Origin of the sequence: Novosphingobium aquimarinum (assembly GCF_009746585.1) — a bacterium.
Lineage (GTDB): Bacteria > Pseudomonadota > Alphaproteobacteria > Sphingomonadales > Sphingomonadaceae > Novosphingobium > Novosphingobium aquimarinum.
Genome location: NZ_WRPO01000004.1, coordinates 18,398 through 37,820 on the forward strand (window position 1 = coordinate 18,398; position 19,423 = coordinate 37,820).

At 61.7% G+C, this 19,423-nt stretch carries 17 protein-coding genes; 11 read left to right on the forward strand and 6 right to left on the reverse strand.

All coding sequences use genetic code 11. The features are described from left to right. Positions 1-12 precede the first annotated feature (12 nt). A complete protein-coding gene (locus GQO94_RS05660) occupies positions 13-447 on the reverse strand; it encodes a DUF2147 domain-containing protein (RefSeq protein WP_156840209.1) in 435 nt (144 codons plus the stop codon). A gap of 192 nt (positions 448-639) precedes the next feature. On the opposite strand from GQO94_RS05660, the gene GQO94_RS05665 reads away from it, so the two are divergent. From GQO94_RS05665 to GQO94_RS05680, 4 genes are all read left to right on the forward strand, one after another. Then, on the forward strand, positions 640-1,776 hold the full coding sequence (locus GQO94_RS05665; protein WP_156840210.1) for a thiolase family protein: 1,137 nt from the start codon (positions 640-642) through the stop codon (positions 1,774-1,776). Then, a complete protein-coding gene (locus GQO94_RS05670) occupies positions 1,773-4,103 on the forward strand; it encodes a 3-hydroxyacyl-CoA dehydrogenase/enoyl-CoA hydratase family protein (RefSeq protein ID WP_156840211.1) in 2,331 nt (776 codons plus the stop codon). Before GQO94_RS05665 ends, GQO94_RS05670 begins: the two co-directional genes overlap by 4 nt. Before the next feature lie 144 nt (positions 4,104-4,247). Beyond that, positions 4,248-6,038 (forward strand): acyl-CoA dehydrogenase C-terminal domain-containing protein, encoded by a 1,791-nt coding sequence (locus GQO94_RS05675; protein WP_156840212.1) that lies wholly within the window; start codon positions 4,248-4,250, stop codon positions 6,036-6,038. A 248-nt stretch (positions 6,039-6,286) separates the two neighbouring features. Next, entirely contained in the window at positions 6,287-6,718 is a 432-nt protein-coding gene (locus GQO94_RS05680) for a hypothetical protein (protein WP_156840213.1), read from the forward strand. A 172-nt stretch (positions 6,719-6,890) separates the two neighbouring features. On the opposite strand, the gene GQO94_RS05685 is transcribed toward GQO94_RS05680, so the two are convergent. Continuing rightward, the gene (locus GQO94_RS05685) at positions 6,891-7,598 is read right to left on the reverse strand and encodes a Crp/Fnr family transcriptional regulator (RefSeq protein ID WP_156840214.1); all 708 of its coding nucleotides are present in this window, start codon (positions 7,596-7,598) and stop codon (positions 6,891-6,893) included. 265 nt (positions 7,599-7,863) lie between these two features. Between GQO94_RS05685 and GQO94_RS05690 the strand changes: the two genes are divergently transcribed. Further along, complete coding sequence (locus GQO94_RS05690) at positions 7,864-8,406, forward strand: biliverdin-producing heme oxygenase (RefSeq protein WP_156840215.1); 543 nt, start codon at positions 7,864-7,866, stop codon at positions 8,404-8,406. 5 nt (positions 8,407-8,411) lie between these two features. Next, positions 8,412-10,979 (forward strand): HWE histidine kinase domain-containing protein, encoded by a 2,568-nt coding sequence (locus GQO94_RS05695; protein ID WP_156840216.1) that lies wholly within the window; start codon positions 8,412-8,414, stop codon positions 10,977-10,979. Between the two features lie 13 nt (positions 10,980-10,992). Here the strand turns inward: GQO94_RS05695 and GQO94_RS05700 are convergent, their stop codons facing one another. Further along, positions 10,993-12,009: a DNA topoisomerase IB gene (locus GQO94_RS05700; RefSeq protein ID WP_156840217.1), complete on the reverse strand. Its 1,017-nt coding sequence runs from the start codon at positions 12,007-12,009 to the stop codon at positions 10,993-10,995. A 191-nt stretch (positions 12,010-12,200) separates the two neighbouring features. Between GQO94_RS05700 and GQO94_RS05705 the strand changes: the two genes are divergently transcribed. From GQO94_RS05705 to GQO94_RS05725, 5 genes are all read left to right on the forward strand, one after another. After that, positions 12,201-13,439 (forward strand): putative DNA modification/repair radical SAM protein, encoded by a 1,239-nt coding sequence (locus GQO94_RS05705; protein ID WP_156840218.1) that lies wholly within the window; start codon positions 12,201-12,203, stop codon positions 13,437-13,439. A 67-nt stretch (positions 13,440-13,506) separates the two neighbouring features. Beyond that, positions 13,507-13,989, forward strand: coding sequence for a hemerythrin domain-containing protein (locus GQO94_RS05710; RefSeq protein ID WP_156840219.1), 483 nt, complete (start codon positions 13,507-13,509; stop codon positions 13,987-13,989). Next, the gene (locus GQO94_RS05715; RefSeq protein ID WP_156840419.1) at positions 13,979-15,403 is read left to right on the forward strand and encodes a UdgX family uracil-DNA binding protein; all 1,425 of its coding nucleotides are present in this window, start codon (positions 13,979-13,981) and stop codon (positions 15,401-15,403) included. The genes GQO94_RS05710 and GQO94_RS05715 overlap by 11 nt, the downstream gene beginning before the upstream one ends. Before the next feature lie 86 nt (positions 15,404-15,489). Continuing rightward, entirely contained in the window at positions 15,490-15,954 is a 465-nt protein-coding gene (locus GQO94_RS05720) for a pyridoxamine 5'-phosphate oxidase family protein (protein ID WP_156840220.1), read from the forward strand. Between the two features lie 44 nt (positions 15,955-15,998). Continuing rightward, positions 15,999-17,534, forward strand: a complete 1,536-nt coding sequence (locus GQO94_RS05725; RefSeq protein WP_156840221.1) for a PAS domain-containing protein — start codon at positions 15,999-16,001, stop codon at positions 17,532-17,534. Positions 17,535-17,536: 2 nt separating this feature from the next. Here the strand turns inward: GQO94_RS05725 and GQO94_RS05730 are convergent, their stop codons facing one another. The 3 genes from GQO94_RS05730 to GQO94_RS05740 form a co-directional block, all read right to left on the reverse strand. Next, positions 17,537-17,812 carry a hypothetical protein gene (locus tag GQO94_RS05730; protein ID WP_156840222.1) on the reverse strand — a complete coding sequence of 92 codons (276 nt, stop codon included), beginning with the start codon at positions 17,810-17,812 and terminating at the stop codon, positions 17,537-17,539. A gap of 70 nt (positions 17,813-17,882) precedes the next feature. Next, the gene (locus GQO94_RS05735) at positions 17,883-18,308 is read right to left on the reverse strand and encodes a response regulator (RefSeq protein WP_156840223.1); all 426 of its coding nucleotides are present in this window, start codon (positions 18,306-18,308) and stop codon (positions 17,883-17,885) included. A 12-nt stretch (positions 18,309-18,320) separates the two neighbouring features. Beyond that, the gene (locus tag GQO94_RS05740; RefSeq protein WP_156840224.1) at positions 18,321-18,959 is read right to left on the reverse strand and encodes a sigma-70 family RNA polymerase sigma factor; all 639 of its coding nucleotides are present in this window, start codon (positions 18,957-18,959) and stop codon (positions 18,321-18,323) included. Between the last annotated feature and the right edge of the window lie 464 nt (positions 18,960-19,423).

The window sequence follows — 19,423 nt, forward strand, 5'->3', positions numbered from 1 at the left end:
CTGATCCGTCAATTAGCGTACGCGCTTCCACGTCTGCGTCTTGCACAAGGGCCATACGATGCAGCCCTTCAGCTTGAGGGTGTCGGCGTCGACCGGAGTGACGGTGCCTTTGTAGGTTCCGCCATCTTCGGGATTGTAAACCGCGCCATCGGTCCATTTCGCACCATCCTGACGGAACCCGCCAAGCAGCTGCAGCCCCTTCATCCGCCGGCTGCGCTTGCTTTCGTCCTTGTTCTGGCTGTCGAGCGCATTGGGGTTCTTGCGCAGCGTATCGGAATCGACGAGCCGTCCGCAGATCGAGCTGCCGCACCGGCTGATTTCGACCACGCCATTGCGCGTTGGCGTACGCCATTTGCCGATGACCGAGCCGGCGTCCGCGGCCATAGCCGAAGGAACCGCCAGCGACGCGGCAACCAATACCGCCCACGCCGTGTTGAACACTCGCATGCTTATCCTTTCCCATCTCTCCGGTTGGGCATGTGCCCCGATCGCTTCACGGCGAGCGGCGTCACGTGCCCCACGATGAATCGGGGTCTAGCGCAAAATTTGCTTGACGTATAGGGAAAGAATAGCACCTTAAGGGAAGAAATTTAACGGCCGGGAGTCACCGTGCCGTAAAACGCGCTTGGAGAGATTTGCATGGACAGCGTTGTCATCGCCGGGTTCGCCCGTTCCCCGTTTCATCCCGCCAACAAGGGCGCGTTGGCCAAGGTCCGTCCTGACGATCTGGCCGCGCAAGTCATTCGCGGGTTGATCGAACGCACGGGCGTCGACGCGGCGGACATTGAAGACCTGATCGTCGGGTGCGCCTTTCCCGAAGGCGAGCAGGGTCTCAACGTGGCGCGTTTGATCGGCCTCTTGTCCGACTTGCCGCTTTCGGTTGGTGGGATGACGGTCAACCGCTTCTGCGGTTCGTCGATGAGTGCTATCCATTACGCGATGGGGCAAATCGCGATCGGTTCGGGCGAAGCCTTTATCTGCGCTGGCGTCGAATCGATGAGCCGGGTGCCGATGATGGGTTTCAATCCGATGCCCAATCCCGCGCTAGCGAAGTCGAGCGGCGTCTACATGTCGATGGGCGAGACCGCCGAAAACGTCGCCACCAAGTATCAGATCCCGCGCGGCGATCAGGAATCGCTGGCGGTCGAAAGCCACAAGCGCGCCGCCGCGGCGCGCGATGCAGGCAAATTTTCCGACGAGATCGTACCGATCCAGACTGCGGCTGGCATGGTGGATCAAGACGGTACGATCCGCGCGGGCACGAGCGAGGCGGACCTCGCCGCGCTCAAACCCGCGTTCGACAAGGACGGCTCTGTGACTGCCGGAACCTCCTCTCCCCTCACTGACGGCGCCAGTGCCGTCCTTGTCGTTACGGAACGCTACGCCAAGGCCAAGGGCCTGCCGATCCTGGCCCGGATCAAGTCGGTCGCCATCTCGGGCTGCGATCCCGCGACGATGGGCCTCGGCCCGATCGCGTCGAGCCGCAAGGCGATGGAACGAGCCGGCATTGCCGCGAACGATCTTTCGGTGGTCGAACTCAACGAGGCCTTCGCCAGCCAGGCCATCGCCTGCATGCGCGACCTCGGCCTCGATACCGCGAAGACCAACATCGACGGCGGCGCGATCGCGCTCGGTCACCCGCTGGGTGCGACCGGCGCGCGGATCGTCGGCAAGGCGGCCTCGCTGCTCAAGCGCGAAGGCGGCAAGTACGCGCTGGCCACTCAATGCATCGGCGGCGGTCAGGGCATTGCCACGGTTCTGGAGGCCGCGGAATGAGCGATCTTGCCATCAAGAAAGTCTGCGTGATCGGTGCCGGCACGATGGGTGCCGGGATCGCCGCGCAAGTCGCCAACGCCGGCGTGCCGGTGCTGCTGCTCGATATCGTCCCCAAGGACGGCGATAACCGGAACGCCATCGCCGAAGGCGCCGTGGCGAAAATGCTCAAGACCGAGCCAGCGCCGTTCATGTCGAAGCGTGCGGCCAAGCTCGTTGAGACGGGCAATATCGAGGATCACCTCGACAAGGTCGCCGAATGCGATTGGGTGGTCGAAGCGATCATCGAACGCCTCGACATCAAGCAGGGCCTTTATGAAAAGCTCGAGAAGGTGAAGCGCGACGGCTGCGCGATATCCTCGAACACTTCGACGATTCCGCTGGCGAACCTCGTCGAAGGACGCTCGGACGCGTTCAAGCGCGATTTTCTGATCACGCACTTCTTCAATCCGCCGCGTTACATGCGCCTGCTCGAGATCGTCACCAGCCCGGACACCGACGCCGCGCTGGCGGACAAGGTCGAACGCTTCGCCGATATCGCGATGGGCAAGACCGTGGTCCGCGCCAAGGACACGCCCGGCTTCATCGCCAACCGCATCGGCACCTACTGGATTCAGCTCGGCATCAATGCCGCGATGGATCAGGGCCTGACCGTCGAGGAAGCCGACGCCATCGCCGGCAAGCCGATGGGCGTGCCCAAGACCGGCATCTTCGGGCTGGTCGATCTGGTCGGCATCGACCTGATGCCGCACCTCAAGCAGAGCCTCACCTCGACGCTCGCCAAGGACGATCCCTATCACGCGATCGCGCGCGACATTCCGCTGATCGAGACGATGATCTCCGAAGGCAACACTGGCCGCAAGGGCAAGGGCGGGTTCTACCGACTCAACAAGGACATGGGCCGACGCAAGGAATCGATCGACCTCGATTCGGGCCACTATCGCGAGAAGATCAAGCCGCGCAACGTGCCTTCCGGCCCGGCTGCTCGCGGTGACTTGCGAGCGCTGGTGAGTTACAAGGGCAAGGTCGGAGACTATGCCTGGGCCGTGCTGGGCGGCACGCTGGCCTATGCCGCGAGCCTGCTTCCGGCCGCCGCCGAGACCGTCGTCGCGATCGACGATGCGATGAAGCTCGGCTACAACTGGAAGGCTGGCCCCTTCGAGATGATCGACAAGCTGGGCGCTGCCTGGCTGGCGGAAAAGCTCGAAAGCGAAGGCAAGCCGGTCCCGGAAATCCTGCGCACCGCGGGCGATCGCAGCTTCTACCGCGTCGAGAACGGCAAGCGCCAGTATCTCGGCACTGACGGCGATTATCACGACATCGTGCGCCCCCAAGGCGTGCTGCGCCTCGCCGACATCAAGCTCACCGCAAAGCCCCTGCGCAAGAACGCGTCCGCCGCGCTGTGGGACGTGGGCGACGGCGTCGTCTGCCTCGAATTCACCGGCAAGATGAATGCGCTCGATGGCGAAGTGATGAAGCTGATCATCGACGCGCTGCCGCTGGTGAAGGAGAAGTTCAAGGCGCTGGTCGTCTACAACGATGCCGACAGCTTCTCCGCCGGTGCGAACCTCGGCCTTGCCATGTTCGGCGTAAACATCGCCGCCTGGGGGGAGATCGAGAAGCTCGTGATGGGCGGGCAGATGGCCTACAAGGGCCTCAAGTACGCCCCCTTCCCCGTGGTTGGCGCGCCCGCCGGCCTCGCCGTGGGCGGCGGCTGCGAGATCCTTCTGCATTGCGACGCGATCCAGGCCCATGCGGAGCTTTACACCGGGCTTGTCGAATGCGGTGTCGGCCTGATCCCCGGATGGGGCGGCAATGGCGAGATGATCGACCGTGCCCGCCACGCGAAGGGCATGCCGCAAGGCCCGATGCCCGCGGTCGCCAAGGTGTTCGAGATGGTCTCGACTGCGAGTGTCTCGAAATCGGCGGCGCAGGCCAAGGAAATGATGTTCCTGCGCCCCGACGACGGCATCACCATGAACCGCGACCGACTGCTGCACGATGCCAAGCAGAAGGCGCTGTCGCTTGTCGAGGGCTACCAACCGCCCTCCCCGCCCGAATTCCAATTGCCGGGCGAAAGCGGGCACGTTGCGCTCAAGATGGCGGCCGAGGGCTTCCACAAGCGGGGCATGGCGACCGACTACGATGTGGTGGTCTCCGGTTCGCTGGCGAAAGTCCTCAGCGGCGGCGACGCCGATCTGACGGACACCGTCAGCGAACAGGATCTGCTCAAGCTGGAGCGCGAGGCTTTCATGCAACGGGTTCGCGATACCCGCACGATGGCCCGGGTCGAGCACATGCTCGATACCGGCAAGCCGCTGAGGAACTGAAGAAAGGCCGCGACAGGATCCCTTCCACATCGTCATCCCCGCGAACGCGGGGATCCAGCGAGTGCCGACGTGGCAGAATGGATTCCCGCCTTCGCGGGAATGACGAAGAAAGGGGCCGGAGTGTGGCACTGAGGAGAGAACGACATGCAAGTCTATGAAGCCCCCTTACGCGATATGAAGTTCGTCATTCACGAACTCCATGCCGACGACGGATTCGGCGGCCTCGAGGCCTTGTCCGAGTTCACCCCCGACCTCATCGATGCCGTTCTCGAAGAAGCGGCGAAAGTCTCGCAGGAAGTGTTGCTGCCGCTGAACCGCTCGGGCGACATCGAAGGCTGCACGCTGGAAAACGGCGTCGTGCGCACGCCCGAAGGCTTCAAGGAAGCCTACGAGATGTTCCGCGAAGGCGGATGGTGCGCGCTTGCGTCGGACCCGGAATGGGGCGGCCAGGGCCTGCCCGAGGTCGTCAACAAGATGACCGAGGAAATGATCTGCGCGGCGAACTTGTCGTTCAGCCTCTACCCCGGCCTTACGCATGGTGGCACCACGGCGATCGAGGCCTATGCCTCTGAGGACCTGAAGCAGAAGTATCTGCCCAAGATGGTCGAAGGCACGTGGTCGGGCACGATGTGTCTGACCGAAGCGCATTGCGGCACCGACCTCGGCATGCTGCGGAGCAAAGCGGTCCCGCAGGATGACGGCAGTTACAAGGTCACAGGCTCCAAAATCTTCATCTCCGCCGGCGAGCACGACCTCACCGAGAACATCATTCACCTCGTCCTTGCACGCCTTCCCGATGCGCCTGCCGGGGTGAAGGGCATCAGCCTGTTCCTGGTGCCTAAGTACCTGCCCAAGGACGATGGCACGCCGGGGCCCTCCAATGGCGTCGCGGTTCAGGCGATCGAGCACAAGATGGGCCTGAAGGCGTCGGCCACCTGCCAGCTCAACTTCGAGGAATCGACGGGGTGGCTTGTCGGCCAGCCGAACAAGGGCCTCGAGGCGATGTTCACGATGATGAACACCGAGCGCGTCTCTGTCGGCGTGCAGGGTCTCGGCGTCGGCGAAGCGGCCTATCAGTCGGCGGTGTGGTACGCGAAGGATCGTGTCCAGGGCCGTTCGCTGTCGGGCGTGAAGAACCCGGACGGCCCCGCCGATCCGATCATCGTCCACCCCGACGTGCGGCGCATGTTGATGACGATGCGTGCCTACAATGAGGGCTGCCGCGCGGTGTGCGCGTGGGTCAGCCGGGCGCTCGATGCCGAAAAGCATTCGACCGATCCCGAAGTGAAGCAGCGCGCCACCGACTTCGTCGCGCTGATGACTCCGATCGTCAAAGGCCTGTTCACCGATCTCGCCTTCGAAAGCGCCAGCCTTGGCGTGCAGGTCTATGGCGGCCACGGCTACATCGCCGAAAGCGGGGTGGAGCAGTACGTGCGCGACGCCCGGATCGCGATGATCTACGAAGGTACCAACGGCATTCAGGCGCTGGACCTTGTCGGTCGCAAGCTGCCAGCGCACACTGGGCGCTATCTGCGCAGCTTCTTCCACCCGGTCGCCAATTTCATCGCTGCGAACAAGGAAGACGAAACGTTCGGCAAGATGATCGAGGGGCTGGAAAAGGCCTTTGGCGCGCTGCAGCTTTCGACCGCGACGATCGCGCAGAAGGGCATCGCCGATCCCGAGGAAGCCGCCGCCGCCGCGACCGACTACATGCGCCTGATGGGCCTGGTCGCGATGGGTTACTGCTTCGCCAAGTCCGCGATCCTGGCCAAGAGCAAACTGGCGGAAGGCGCGGAGGATGCCGCGTTCTACAAGGCCAAGATCACCACCGCGCGCTTCTTCTTCGATCGCATCCTGCCGCAGGCGACGACCGCGTTCCTCGCGATCAAGTCGGGCAAAGCCTCGATGATGGAGCTGGAAGCCGCCGCGTTCTGACCGGTCAGAGGCGTCCGCCGTCAACGCTGGGGCACTCGGCAGAGACGAAGGACGCCTCGTCCGATAACGGAGGGACCATCGCTCCTCCCGCTGAATCGCCGCTTGGGATGATCCGATTCCGCATCGCAACAACGCCCCTGCGTTCTTCAACTTATGGTTTGTTGTCGGGTTGCTAACGTTTCCCGACTATCATTTGTTATAGGCAGCGAGCGAAGAGGCACTTAATGGCAGTCAGATTGCAACGAGGGATGGAACGCGCAGATTGGATCGACCGATTGTCGGCCCTCTCCTTCGCTTGCATCGGAACAACCATCGAACAGCAAGCGAACCGGCTGCGTGAGTTCAACGATTTGCTGATCCGGGCGCCCGAGGTGCACCTGGTCGATGGCCTCCGGCCGGTCCAGCCCGACGTACTCGAAAGCCTGATCCGCGTGGATGCGCTGGAAAGCGCCATTCTTTCGATGCTCGACGATGCCGCTTACATGATCTCTCGCGGCTGCGGCGGTCACATGGTCACCGTCTTGCTTCCAGGAAGCGAAGACGAGCGCACCGTCACGGGGGACACGCTGTCCCTGGCTTTGCTGACGGCGACCGCGCAAGCGCTGATTGATTCGGCACGCGACAGTGGCGCCCCGACGACCTTCTCCGAGTTCGAGCACCGATCCCGGCAGCTGCATTGAGCGAGACGTCTCGAAGCCCCCGGCTCTCTCAAGATCTAAAAGCCGCGCCGCGCTGTCCCGTCCGGGACGTTCGTGAGTTTGGTCGCATCCGACTCGCTCGACCATTTATGTAGAGCAAGAAACTCAAGAGTGCATCGATCAACGGCGGACTGAAGTTGGCGACCGAAGGGCCTCAGTCTGGATAGACCCCGGCGAGCACCGTGTCGAAATGATGGCGCACTCTGCGATGACAATTACAGGCCCGGGCCTCAAGCCCGTCACTGTCGATCACGACGATGCCGCCGCGACGCGTGCGTAGCAGACCATCACGCTTGAAGCGCTGCACCACCCGGCTGGCGTAGCTGCGACCGATGCCCATCATCGACGCGAGTTGTTCCTGGGTCATGGAGATGTCGTTCTGCCCTGTGCGCTCCAGCGCCGCACCAATCCACTTCGCCGCCCGCTGCTCGATCGAATGCGTGGCGTTACACCCGATCGATTGGAAGACCTGGGCCATCAGACAGTCGGCATATCGCGCCAACAGTTCGGCAATGGCGGGCGACTGCTGCTTCGCGCGGTCCAGATCGTTGACGCTTATCCGGAAAAACCGGCCTTTGTTCATCACGATCGCGCGCGCGAAGGCCGGATTGTTTCCATGACTGACGACGCCGCCGACGGCCCCTTCTCGGCCGATCAGTGTCGTTTCGACGATCTGGCTGTCCTCGAGCAACACGAAGAAGGATCCGATCGCAGCTCCCTGGGGAAAGTAACAGTATTCAACGACGTCTCCGGGCTCCATGAAAATAGTCCCGGCCGGAAAAGCACATTCCGTCAAGTATGCGTCGATGATGCTGCGATCGCCTTCGCTTAAAGTGTCCAGAAGATTGCTGCCTTCGTTCATGCTTACCTCTACAGCAACCCTGCAACCCGGCTTAAAAATCGTCACAGGACGATTTGTTCCGAATATCTTGCTGCGAACCCACGGCTTTTGGGGAAGCGAGTGACCGCATTACGAAGGCGCGCTCCGTAAATCCACGGGGTCCGGAACCAATCGGGTGGTACCAGCGTTGTGCTTTGACGCGGGGTGTTCGCCGGATACCGATCTTGTATTCAAATGGGTCGCGGGCTAAAGCTGGGGTGACGTGAATCAGATTGATATTGGGACAATGCTTCCCGCTCTTCGCATCGCAACGGGGCCTGCGCATTCGGCGCTAGACAAGTCGTTCGGCTCGCTCGACCTCGACGATCGGGGCGATTACGCACGCTTCCTGCTGGCGCACGCAATCGGACTGATGCCGCTTTTCAGCACGTACCGTGAATTCGTGACCCAGGAACTCCGCATGCCGACGCCGGATTTCACCGGCATGCTTGCCGCGGATTTGGGCGATCTCGGCCTCGAGACTCCGAGCATCCCCGAAGTTTCCCTCGACGATGATCTCTCGGCCCCCGGCATAGCTTATGTCGTCAGCGGGTCTCGGCTTGGCCTGACCATGATCCGGCGCAACGGGTACTGGGGTCGGGCTCACGGGCAGCCGTCGCGCTACATGGAAGACGATAGCGGTCTCGAAGTCTGGAAGTCCCTCGTCGGTTGGATGAAGCAGAAGGCTGCAAGCGAGCAGGATGAAGAGCGCGCCTCGCGCGCCGCCCTGACGGCGTTCGATGTTTTCGGCTGTGCTTTCGAAGCCAGCGCGCCAGCTTGCGTGCAGTGACCTGAATGGCAGACATGTCCCATCAGGTCGATCTTTCGACGTGCGACCTCGAACCGATCCACATCATCGGCCGCATCCAGAGTTTTGGATGGCTGATTTCTTGCTCCAGTGATTGGATCGTCAATCACGTCTCCGCCAATTGTCCCGACTTGCTCGGTATCGACATCGGCGAAATCGTCGGCAGTCCGGTAACGCGCTTCATCAGCGCCAGTGCGATCCACGACATTCGCACACGCTTGCAAGTCTTGAGCGATGGCGATTCGGTCGAACGGCTGTTCGAAGTCGATCTGCACGACGACGGACGCTTGTTCGACATTGCCATCCATGCCTCCGGTCGATCCTTCGTGCTCGAGATCGAGCAAAGCGAGGGGGGCCGCCGTCGCGACTACGTCAGTTACGTCCGGCCCATGATCAACCGGATGCGCAGCACCGATTCGGTCGAGGAACTGTGCAAGAGCGCGGCGCGGCATTTGCGCGGATTGACCGGGTTCGACCGCGTGATGGTCTATCGCTTCGAGCAAAGCGGCGCGGGCGAAGTCATCGCCGAGAGCCTCAATGGAGGCGTGGACAGCTTTCACGGGTTGCACTTTCCCGCATCGGACATCCCGGCGCAGGCGCGCCGGCTCTATGCGCGCAACATACTGCGGATCATCACCGATATCGACGATCCGACCGTTCCGATCGTTCCGGCGACCAATCCCGACGGCGTGCCGCTCGATCTGTCGATGAGCGGGCTTCGCGCGGTATCGCCGATCCACATCGAATACTTGCGCAATATGGGCGTGAAAGCCTCGATGTCGGTTTCGATCATGCGACGTGGCAAGCTGTGGGGGCTGATGGCCTGCCACCATTATGCGCCGCTGACACTTTCGTTTTCGGTCCGGACTGCGTCCGAGCTTTTCGGGGAGTTTTTCTCCTACCTGCTCGAGCAGAAGGAGAGCGATTACGTCTACGCAACCCGCGAGCGCTCGCTGCGCGTCCATGACGAAATCATGGCGCGCGTCGCCGGCGGCGGCGAACTGCTGGATACCTTCGGCGAATTCGGAGAATCGATCGACAGCGTCGTGCCGTTCGATGGCATCGTCGGCTGGGTCGACGGCCAATTCGTCCAGCAAGGCTCGACGCCCAATCGCGAGCAATTCGAAAAACTTGCGCGCTTTCTCAACACCGCGGGTGCGAGCACGGTGTGGTCCACGGACAACATCGGCGCGCTGCACGAACCGGCGAAGGAATGGATCGACAAGGCCGCCGGTCTGCTGGCCCTGCCCGTTTCACGATCGCCACGAGATTACATCGTCCTGTTCCGCAAGGAACTGCTGCAGGAAGTCGCCTGGGCGGGCAATCCGGAAAAGTCGGTAGAGCTCGGTCCCAACGGTGCGCGCCTCACCCCACGCAAGAGCTTCGAAATCTGGAAGGAAGAGCGCCGGGGCTATTCGAAGCCTTGGACAACTGAGGAAATCCAGACCGCCGAATCCTTGCGAGTCACTTTGCTCGAAGTCGTGCTGAGGCTCGCCGACGCGGCCAACAACGAACGCGAGGAAGCCGCGAAGCGCCAGGATACCCTGATCGCGGAGCTCAATCACCGCGTCCGCAATATCCTGAACCTGATCCGGGGGCTCGTTTCGCAAAGCAAGGATGGCGCGAGCACGATCGACGAGTTCGCCGAGCTCATCGGCAGCCGCATCTACGCGCTGGCACGCGCGCATGACCAAGTAACACGCACGGACTGGTCGCCGTCTTCGCTCTATCAGCTCATTCGCACCGAAACCGAAGCTTACGCCAACGAGAGCATCGATCGGGTGCAGATCAACGGGCCCGATGCGATGATCGCGCCGACGGCTTTCACCACGCTGGCCCTGGTCGTGCATGAGCTGATGACGAACTCCTGCAAATACGGCGCGCTGTCGGATTCGAGCGGCAAGGTCCACGTCACGATCAGTCACGATAGCGACGGCGCGCTCGACATCGACTGGCACGAGAGCGACGGGCCGACCGTTCGGGCGCCCACCCATCGCGGGTTCGGATCGACGATCATCGAACGGACGATCCCGCATGAGTTGGGCGGTCGTGCCGACGTCAGCTATGCGCCAGCGGGCCTCCACGCCGCGTTCCACCTCCCCGGCCGACATGTCGCTGCCTACGATTCGCCGACACCATCGCCATCGAACACCACCGTCCAGGACGCGGAGACGCGCGCGCACGAACTCGATCTGTTCGGTGGCATCGCGCTGATCGTCGAGGACAACGTGATCATCGCCATGGAAGCCGAAGACCTCTTGCGCGAATATGGATTTCGCGATTGCCAGATCGTCGGCTCGGTTCAGTCCGCGCGCTCGATCATAGACACGGGCAAAGTGAGCTTTGCCATGCTCGACATCAATCTGGGCAAGGAAACCAGCGAGGACATTGCCGAACTGCTGACCGAAAAAGGCACCCCGTTCATCTTGGCGAGCGGCTACGGCGATCGCTCGACGACGGCGAACCGTTTTCCGAGCGTTCCGGTCATCACCAAGCCCTACTCGCTACGCGACGTCCGCAGTGCGATCGTGCGACTCCCTGGCGTCAAGACCTGAGCTTCTAGCCGAGTCACGCCGCTAGCGGCAGTTTGGCCCCGGTTCCTTCCAGGAACACCAGCAAACCGCGCTCTTCTCGCGAGAGCCAGCGCGTGCGGCGCGGCAGGCGCTCGGGCAGCATCAGCCTTTCGTCGGCGCCACCTTTCACTGCGGCGATCACATAAGGGTGGACATAGGATTTGCGCGCAATCGCGGGGGTGTTTCCCAGTTGCGCCGACACTTCGGCCATGAGCGCTTTCAAGGTCATCAGCGGATCCTCGCAAAGCCGGCCGAACGCGATCACACTGGCCGCCCAGGTGCGGAAGTTCTTCGCCGTGAATTCGTCGCCCATTGTCTCGTGCAGGTAATCGTTGACGTCGTGCGAGTGGACCGGGGTCGGCGTGCCCTCGTCATCCAGATACTGGAACAAGTGCTGCCCCGGCAGATCCTGCATCTGCCGCACACAACGCACCAGTGCGGCATCGTCACTATCGATCTCATGCAGTTTTCCGGATTTGCCTTTGAAGCGCAGCTTCAGCGTCTTTCCGGTGATGTCGGCGTGCCGAGTGCGTAAAGTCGTCGCGCCAAAACTGCGATTGCGCTTGGCGTAGCATTCGTTGCCCACGCGGATAGCGCCGGTATCGAGCAGCGTGACGATCGAGGCGATGGCGCGCTCGCGTGTCAGGCCACGGCCGGTCAGGTCGTCGGCCACGCGCTTGCGCAATTCGGGCAGGCTGGAGCCGAACTGAGGGCACAGTTCGAACTTGTACGCCTCGCGTTCCGAGCGGAAATCCGGGTGGTAGCGATACTGCTTACGGCCCTTCGCGTCGTAACCGTAGGCTAGCAGATGCGCATCGGGGTTCGCGCAGAACCAGCAGTTTTCATAAGCCGGCGGGAGGCCGATCTTGTTCAGCCGGTCGATCTCGTCGCGATCGGTGATGCGCGCGCCTTCGGCCGAATAGTAAGCCCACTTCCCGCCACGCGTCTTGCGGCGAGTGATCCCGGGCGTGCCGTCGTCGATGAATTGCAGCGTCTTTCCAGCTTTGCGCATGTCTGCCTTTTCTCATCTTGCATGCCGATCTTCGGCTCAGGATCGTAAACGCCTGAGAAACGGTGAGGTTCTCAAGCGCATGGCTGCCCGAACGGGAAACGCTTTCCCCACCATTCGATCTCCCAAGACCCTCCCGCGGGTTTCCCCATGGTGCACTGGACGCCCGCACGATGCGAACATAGATAGAACATATGGCGCGTCTGACCCTTAGTGAGAAGCTCGGCATCCTTGCGGATGCGGCTAAGTACGATGCGTCCTGCGCCTCGTCGGGAACCGCCAAGCGGGATAGTCGCAAGGGCGGCCTGGGATCGACGGAAGGCATGGGCATTTGCCATGCGTACGCGCCGGATGGGCGCTGCATTTCGTTGCTGAAGATCCTGCTGACCAACTACTGTCAGTTCGATTGTCACTACTGCATCAATCGCAAGAGTTCGAACGTCCGGCGTGCCGCTTTCACGGTGAAGGAAGTGGTCGACCTCACGATCGGGTTTTATCGCCGCAATTATATCGAGGGACTGTTCCTCTCCTCCGGGATCATCCGCAGCCCCGACCATACGATGAGCGAACTGGTCGAAGTCGCGCGACAGCTGCGCGAAGACCATGAGTTCAAGGGCTATATCCACCTCAAGACCATACCCGATGCCGATCCGGAACTCATCGCGCAGGCGGGAATGTGGGCGGACCGCGTCTCGATCAATATCGAGCTTCCGACCAGCCACGCGCTGGCAAGGCTGGCGCCGGACAAATCCGAGACGCGCATAACCGGCGCAATGGCGGGGATGAAAGACTCGATTACTGCGGCAAAGGATGCGTCTCGGCGATTCCGCTCGGCCCCCAAATATGCCCCTGCCGGACAGTCGACGCAGATGATCGTCGGTGCCGATGCCGCAACCGACAGCCAGATCATCGATCGCGCCGCCGGGCTTTATCACCAGTATGGCATGCGACGCGTCTACTATTCGGCCTTTTCCCCAATTCCCGACGCCAGCGCGGTGCTCCCGCTCAAGCGACCGCCGCTGATGCGCGAACATCGGCTTTATCAGTCCGACTGGTTGATCCGCTTCTACGGCTTCGATCCGCACGAAATCAACGATGCCGGGGAGAACGGCATGCTTCCGCTCGATATCGATCCCAAGCTGGCGTGGGCATTGAAATTCCGCGAATCCTTTCCCGTGGATGTGAATCGGGCGGAACGCGAGCGCCTGCTCCGCGTGCCGGGGCTCGGCACGAAAGCGGTCAAGACGATCCTGCAAACGCGCCGTTATCGCCGCCTGCGGCTCGACGATGTGGGTCGACTGACGCAGTCGATCGCCAAAGTGCGCCCCTTCATCGTCGCAGCGGATTGGCGACCGACCTTGCTGACCGATCTTGCCGATCTTCGCGGCCGCTTGGCACCCCGCTCCGAGCAACTCGAGTTGTTCGCCGCGTGAACCTTGGGGCGAACGCGGAACCACGCCTGACTTGGGCGGTTTCGGTGTCAACCAAGGAGATATCGACATGGCAGAAGCACGGATTTTTGCAGACCTGAAAGCGGATCACGACCGTCATCGCGAGATGCTGGAGAAGATTGGCGAAACGCAAGGCGCGAGCGACGAGCGCAAATCGCTGTTCAAGGACTTGCGAGAAGAATTGCAGGCGCATGCCGCAGCCGAAGAGGAATCGCTCTATTCGACGATGCTTGCGGACCCCGAACTGCGCGACGAAGCGCGTCACTCGGTTTCCGAGCACAAGGAGATCGACGATTTCCTGGGCGAACTGATGGACATCGATCTGAGCTCGAGCGCCTGGCTCACCAAGTTCAAGGAAATGCGCCATCGCTATCTCCATCATATCGATGAAGAAGAAGAAGAAATGTTCCCCGAAGCAGCCAAGAAGCTGAGCGGCGACACGGAAAACAAGATCGCCGACGTGTTCGAGGACCGCAAGCCGCAGGAACTCGAGATGGCCAAAGAAGACAAGCCGGGTGACGATCGCGACTGACCCCGCATCCCAGGCAGCGGCGCATTCGGCAGGTCCGACGCGCGCCGTTCGCCTCTTGGGAGAGGATGACTGGGATGGCTGGCGCGATGCCGCGCGTCGCCTGCTTGCCGCCGGCATCGATCCAGACGCGATAATCTGGACTGTCGGCGGGAAAGCGGACGACCTGTTTGCCATCGAGAACGAGCTGCCGCCGCAGCCCCGCGTGCCGCCCCGCGTGCCACGATCCTTTCTGCCATTGGCGCAAAGTGCGATCCTCCATTCGGATCCAGAGCGGTTTGCGCTGCTTAATCGGCTGCTGGTCAAGGTATCGCGCTATCCCGACTTGATGTCGGATCGCGCCGATCCCTTGCTTCGCCGGATCGACTTGCTGGCAAAAGCGGTGCGCCGCGACATCCATAAGATGCATGCCTTCGTGCGTTTCCGCGAATTGGATAACGGGGATGGCTCGCAGCGCTTCGTCGCCTGGTTCGAGCCCGATCATCATATCGTGCGGGCGACGTCCGGGTTCTTCGTGCGGCGTTTTGCGCAGATGCAATGGTCGATCCTGACGCCCGAACTGTGCATTCATTGGGATGGGGAAGCGCTGACCGAAAGCCCGGGCGCCGAACGGCCCGATGCCCCGGCCGACGATGCCTTCGAGCAGGCGTGGAAGACCTATTATGGGGCCATCTTCAATCCCGCGCGGCTCAAGATCAAAGCCATGTTGAAGGAAATGCCACGCAAGTATTGGAAGAACCTTCCGGAAGCGGACTTGATCGCCCCGCTCGTTGCCTCCGCGCAGGCGCGGGAAAGCAGCATGGTCGAGCAAGTCATTCCGAGCGGGAACCGTGCGCGGACACTCGAAGCGCTCGCCGAGGAAGCGCAGGGCTGCCGGCGCTGTCCCTTGTGGAAAGGCACCAGCGGGTGCGTTTTCGGGGAAGGGCCCGGCGATGCGGCGATGATGATTGTCGGCGAACAGCCCGGCGACGAAGAAGACCGCGGCGGGCGCCCCTTTATCGGCCCGGCGGGGCAAGTGCTCGACCGGGCGCTGAGCGAAGCCGGAATCGATCGCCGCGAGGTCTACCTGACCAACGCGGTCAAGCACTTCAAATACGTCATGCGCGGCAAGCGAAGGTTGCATCAGAAGCCCGACGCGGCCGAAATCGACATGTGTCGCTGGTGGCTGGATCAGGAAGCCTCGCTGATCCGCCCGCGTTCGACGGTGATGCTCGGCGCAACCGCAGTGCGCGGCATCACGGGCAAAACGGGCGCGGTGGGAAAAATGCGCGAGACCGCCCTGCCCCTGCAGCATGGGAGCGGAACCGTATCCTGGCATCCTTCCTACGTGCTGCGCTTGCCGGATCGCGAGGCCGCCGATCGCGCCTACGATCAATTGGTCCAGGACTTGCGGCTCGCCGCCGAACGGACCGGTTAGCTCGACGTATGGGCTAAGGGGCATGGAACGACCCTGGGTTCGAGACGTTGGAAAACTAAGCAATGCGATTGAAAGGAGAGAAATTCATGGACACCGATACACGCGAGACTTTTTGGAAGGCCTTCGAAGACAGCCCCTTCATCATGATGAAGCTCGATAACGACACCGGCCATTCGGAACCGATGACCGCGCAGCTCGACAAGGACGCGCATCACGCGATCTGGTTTTTCTGCAAGCGCGACAATCGGATCGCCAACGGCGGCCGTGCGATGGGTCAGGTCGCCACGAAGGGCCACGATGTCTTCGCATGCATCTCGGGCAACCTCACTGAAGAGATGGACCGTTCGAAGCGCGAAGAGCATTGGAACCGGATCGTGGAAAGCTGGTTCCCCAACGGCAAGGATGACTCCAGCGTCCTGATGCTACGCTTCGACATTCAGGATTCGGAAGTCTGGGTTGCGGACATGTCGATCAAGGGCAAGCTCAAGATGCTCACCGGCCAACCCATCCATTCCGACGAAGCGGGCGAACACGCTGTTGGCGCAGTCTGACGCTTAAGGTACGTGCATCACGTCATGATCTCTCATATGGCGTGATGCACGTGACCGCATCATCGAAAAATCTTGATTGTCCAGCAGACGATCCGTCACGCCTCGGCGTGATTTCGCAATTCCCGAACAACGACCCCGAGCTGCGCGATCAGCTTGATAGGCTTGCTGGCTTGGCTGCGCGCATTTGCGATGCGCCCGTCGGACTGGTTTCCATCGTCACCCGAGATGAGCAGGTTTTCTTCGGTCGTTTCGGAACCGAAATGACCCAGACACCGCGCGATTGGTCGTTCTGCGCGCATGCCATGCACGAGAAACAGTGCATGGTGGTGCCGGACGCCACTGCCGATCCGCGGTTCATGGAAAACCCGCTGGTGACCGGCGAAGCCGGCATTCGCTTCTATGCGGGCTATCCGTTATTGACGGCCGAAGGGGCGCCGCTCGGCAGCTTATGCGTGATCGATACCAAGCCACGCACAGACCTCTCGGACGATCAGCACGACACGCTCAAGACTCTCGGACTTGCCGCGATGGGCTTGCTCGAGAAGGCGCGCAACGACAGTCGGCACGCATCCGTCCAGCGCCTGTCCGACGCGCAGATCGCAAAACTTGAACACAAATTCGAGTTGCTCAGCGACGCCATGCCCCAACTGGTATGGATGACGGACGCGGAAGGCCAGGTTGAATATCTCAATCGCGGATGGATCGAGTTCGTCGGCCGCCCCGAAGGGGAAAGCATGGGGCACGGCTGGCTGGCAATGCTTCATCCCGACGATCGAATTCTCGCGCAGAATGTCTGGGCCAAGTCCGTCGAATCGGGAACGCCCTATGACATCGAGTATCGGCTGACGCACTATTCCGGCGGCTACCGCTGGGTCCTGACCAGAGGTTTGCCGATTTTCGACGACCAAGGGCAAGTGGATGGTTGGATCGGTACCTGCACGGATGTGAACGCGCAGCGCGATGCCGTGGATCGGCTGGATATCCTGTCGCGCGAGCTCAACCACCGGATCAAGAACATCTTCGCCATCATCAGCGGCCTGATCTCGATGACATTCCGCGGCGAGGCCCCTGCATCGCGCGAACGTGCGATGGCGTTGCAGGCCCGCGTCCTGGCGCTCGGCCGCGCGCACGATTTCGTGCGTACGCATGCCGGCAGCGACATCCTGCAACATCCCCACACCAGTCTTCAGGCCATGCTGAGGGCTCTGCTCGAGCCTTACCAGAACGATTCCGGCGACCGCATCGGCATCAGTGGCGAGGATCCCGTGATCGACGATCGCTCGGCAACGCCGTTGGCTCTGTACTTCCATGAATTGGCGACCAACGCCGCGAAGTACGGCGCGCTGTCGGACGATGCCGGAAAGGTGGTCATTACGGTTGCACGCGAAGGCGACAATGTCACAATGGAGTGGGCGGAACAGGATGGTCCGCCTGTGATCCCCAGCAGCGAAAATGGCTTCGGCGCCCGCCTCATCGAGATGAGCATCGTGCGGCAATTGAGTGGATCGCTGACTTACGATTGGGAGCGCTGCGGCGTCAGGGTCACGGCCAGCGTACCGCTACGCGCGATGGCGCGCTGAGGTCAGGCCTTTGCGGGATCGCTGTCGGACTTTCCGGCGATCAGATACCGGTAAACGCCGACGCAATTGATAACCAGCAGGACGATGTTCTGAACGCCAATGCCTTCGGCGTCGTCGTCGAGAAACCCCCACGCGATGAGCGCAATGGAGCTTGTCACGAAAATCACGAAGGCCCAGCCGCTCCAGATCCGCCCGACATTGAGGGATAGGATAAGAGCGGCGAAGGCAGCAGCGCCAGCGCCATAATATTGCAGAGCGGTGAGGACGAAATCATTCATGTGCGAAAAAACGCGCCGTACGTCGGCACGTTCCCGCATCGATCGAATTGATTTTAGATCAAGTGAAGGATCAGTGTCCGGTGGCAGGCGGCGTTTCGAGCGCGATCGGTCGTTGGCCTTCGTGAGCCCCCATGGACGCGTAAGCGATCGCATCCAGCACGGTGCGATCGCAGAACGGCTTGCGCAAGACCCCGATCGTGGTCGCGACCGGCAGTCCAATCTGCGAGGGGTTGGCTGTGGCGTAGATCACCCTCGTTGCGTAGCGATCCGCCAAAAGGCGCGCGATCTTGGGGCCGGTCAGTCCGTCCCGCAGATTGAGATCGACAAACGCGACATCCGGCGCATCCTGAAGCGACTCGAGCGAGTCCAGGTCGACCACCGTACCGACGACGGTATAGCCGCCGTCGGTCAGAATATCCTCGAGCTGCAAGGCCACAAGGAACTCGTCCTCGACGACAAGGACCTTGCAGCCCGGGGTACTAAACGATTCCCCCAACGTTCGCCTCCGTCAAGCAACCAACAGAGTGCGATCGTCGGAATTCGCGATCTTGGTCAACTCGGCAAAGAAGGCATCGATGGCATCGCCGGTCAGCACGAAGTCGTGGCGGGAGTCGGGCAGCTGGCCGGACTCGATGACTTTGCTGAGCATGGAGCGCGCGCGGCAAATCCGGCTCTTCACGGTTCCGAGCGCGATGCCGCAGATTTCCGCGATCTCTTCGTAAGACAGGTTGCCGGCCGCTACGAGAATGAGCGCTTCGCGGTAGCTTGCCGGAATGGCCGCCAGGGCGCGCAGCACGTCACCGAGTTCGACCGAGCTATCCTGACTGGCAGGGGCGCACAAAATGCGCTCGGCGGTCAGCTCGTCATATTCGCCATGAAAGCGCGCGCGGCGCGCTTCGCTGTAGAAGTGGTTGCGCAGAATGGTGAAAGTCCACGCTTTGAAATTGGTGCCTGCGGCGTAGCGGTCACGCGCAGCCCAGGCCCGCAGCATGGCTTCTTGCGCGAGGTCGTCGGCGCGGTCACGACACCCGCACAGCCCCCGTGCAAAAGCACGAAGATGCGATGCAACCTCCGTCAGCGCCCGCTTGAAATCCTTGTCGCTAAGTGCCTGGACCGTCTCTGTCTCAGTTTCGACTGTTGCCGGCATAGCTTGTCCCTCGCTTTAAATTCCGATGCACCCTTAACGCGGCGCGACGTCGAAAGGTTCCCGCGATATGTACAATTGTACTCACTTCGCTGGATTTCGGCTCCATGAAGGGTGCGCCCACCCTGCTCGGCCCCTATCCTTAACCCGAAAAAAATGAGGCCCCTGCACTCGGGGGGAGCGGCAGGGGCCTCGGGGATCGGATCACCACCGGAGCGGGGGGGGGGGTGGGGTGGGGTACCAGCGGTGATATTCGAGGAACGCCGCACCGGGAGATTTGGTTCCTGACCACAGCGAAAAAATCAAAAATTGCGCAAAGCCCTGATTCATAGTGCACTTGGGGCTTCCAAATCCCAGCCAATCATGCTCTGCGCTAGGCCTGAGTACGAGACCGTTGGCGGATCGCCTCGTGTCCCCATGGGAACAGCGGTTGGCTTTGAGGTTGGTTTCCTTCAGATTGAGCATAC

Excerpts from the sequence above, each read along its gene's own strand:
- GQO94_RS05660 (WP_156840209.1), bottom strand. The coding sequence starts at position 447 with ATGCGAGTGTTCAACACGGCGTGGGCGGTATTGGTTGCCGCGTCGCTG.
- GQO94_RS05665 (WP_156840210.1), top strand. The coding sequence starts at position 640 with ATGGACAGCGTTGTCATCGCCGGGTTCGCCCGTTCCCCGTTTCATCCC.
- GQO94_RS05670 (WP_156840211.1), top strand. The coding sequence starts at position 1,773 with ATGAGCGATCTTGCCATCAAGAAAGTCTGCGTGATCGGTGCCGGCACG.
- GQO94_RS05675 (WP_156840212.1), top strand. The coding sequence starts at position 4,248 with ATGCAAGTCTATGAAGCCCCCTTACGCGATATGAAGTTCGTCATTCAC.
- GQO94_RS05680 (WP_156840213.1), top strand. The coding sequence starts at position 6,287 with ATGGAACGCGCAGATTGGATCGACCGATTGTCGGCCCTCTCCTTCGCT.
- GQO94_RS05685 (WP_156840214.1), bottom strand. The coding sequence starts at position 7,598 with ATGAACGAAGGCAGCAATCTTCTGGACACTTTAAGCGAAGGCGATCGC.
- GQO94_RS05690 (WP_156840215.1), top strand. The coding sequence starts at position 7,864 with ATGCTTCCCGCTCTTCGCATCGCAACGGGGCCTGCGCATTCGGCGCTA.
- GQO94_RS05695 (WP_156840216.1), top strand. The coding sequence starts at position 8,412 with ATGGCAGACATGTCCCATCAGGTCGATCTTTCGACGTGCGACCTCGAA.
- GQO94_RS05700 (WP_156840217.1), bottom strand. The coding sequence starts at position 12,009 with ATGCGCAAAGCTGGAAAGACGCTGCAATTCATCGACGACGGCACGCCC.
- GQO94_RS05705 (WP_156840218.1), top strand. The coding sequence starts at position 12,201 with ATGGCGCGTCTGACCCTTAGTGAGAAGCTCGGCATCCTTGCGGATGCG.
- GQO94_RS05710 (WP_156840219.1), top strand. The coding sequence starts at position 13,507 with ATGGCAGAAGCACGGATTTTTGCAGACCTGAAAGCGGATCACGACCGT.
- GQO94_RS05720 (WP_156840220.1), top strand. The coding sequence starts at position 15,490 with ATGGACACCGATACACGCGAGACTTTTTGGAAGGCCTTCGAAGACAGC.
- GQO94_RS05725 (WP_156840221.1), top strand. The coding sequence starts at position 15,999 with ATGCACGTGACCGCATCATCGAAAAATCTTGATTGTCCAGCAGACGAT.
- GQO94_RS05730 (WP_156840222.1), bottom strand. The coding sequence starts at position 17,812 with ATGAATGATTTCGTCCTCACCGCTCTGCAATATTATGGCGCTGGCGCT.
- GQO94_RS05740 (WP_156840224.1), bottom strand. The coding sequence starts at position 18,959 with ATGCCGGCAACAGTCGAAACTGAGACAGAGACGGTCCAGGCACTTAGC.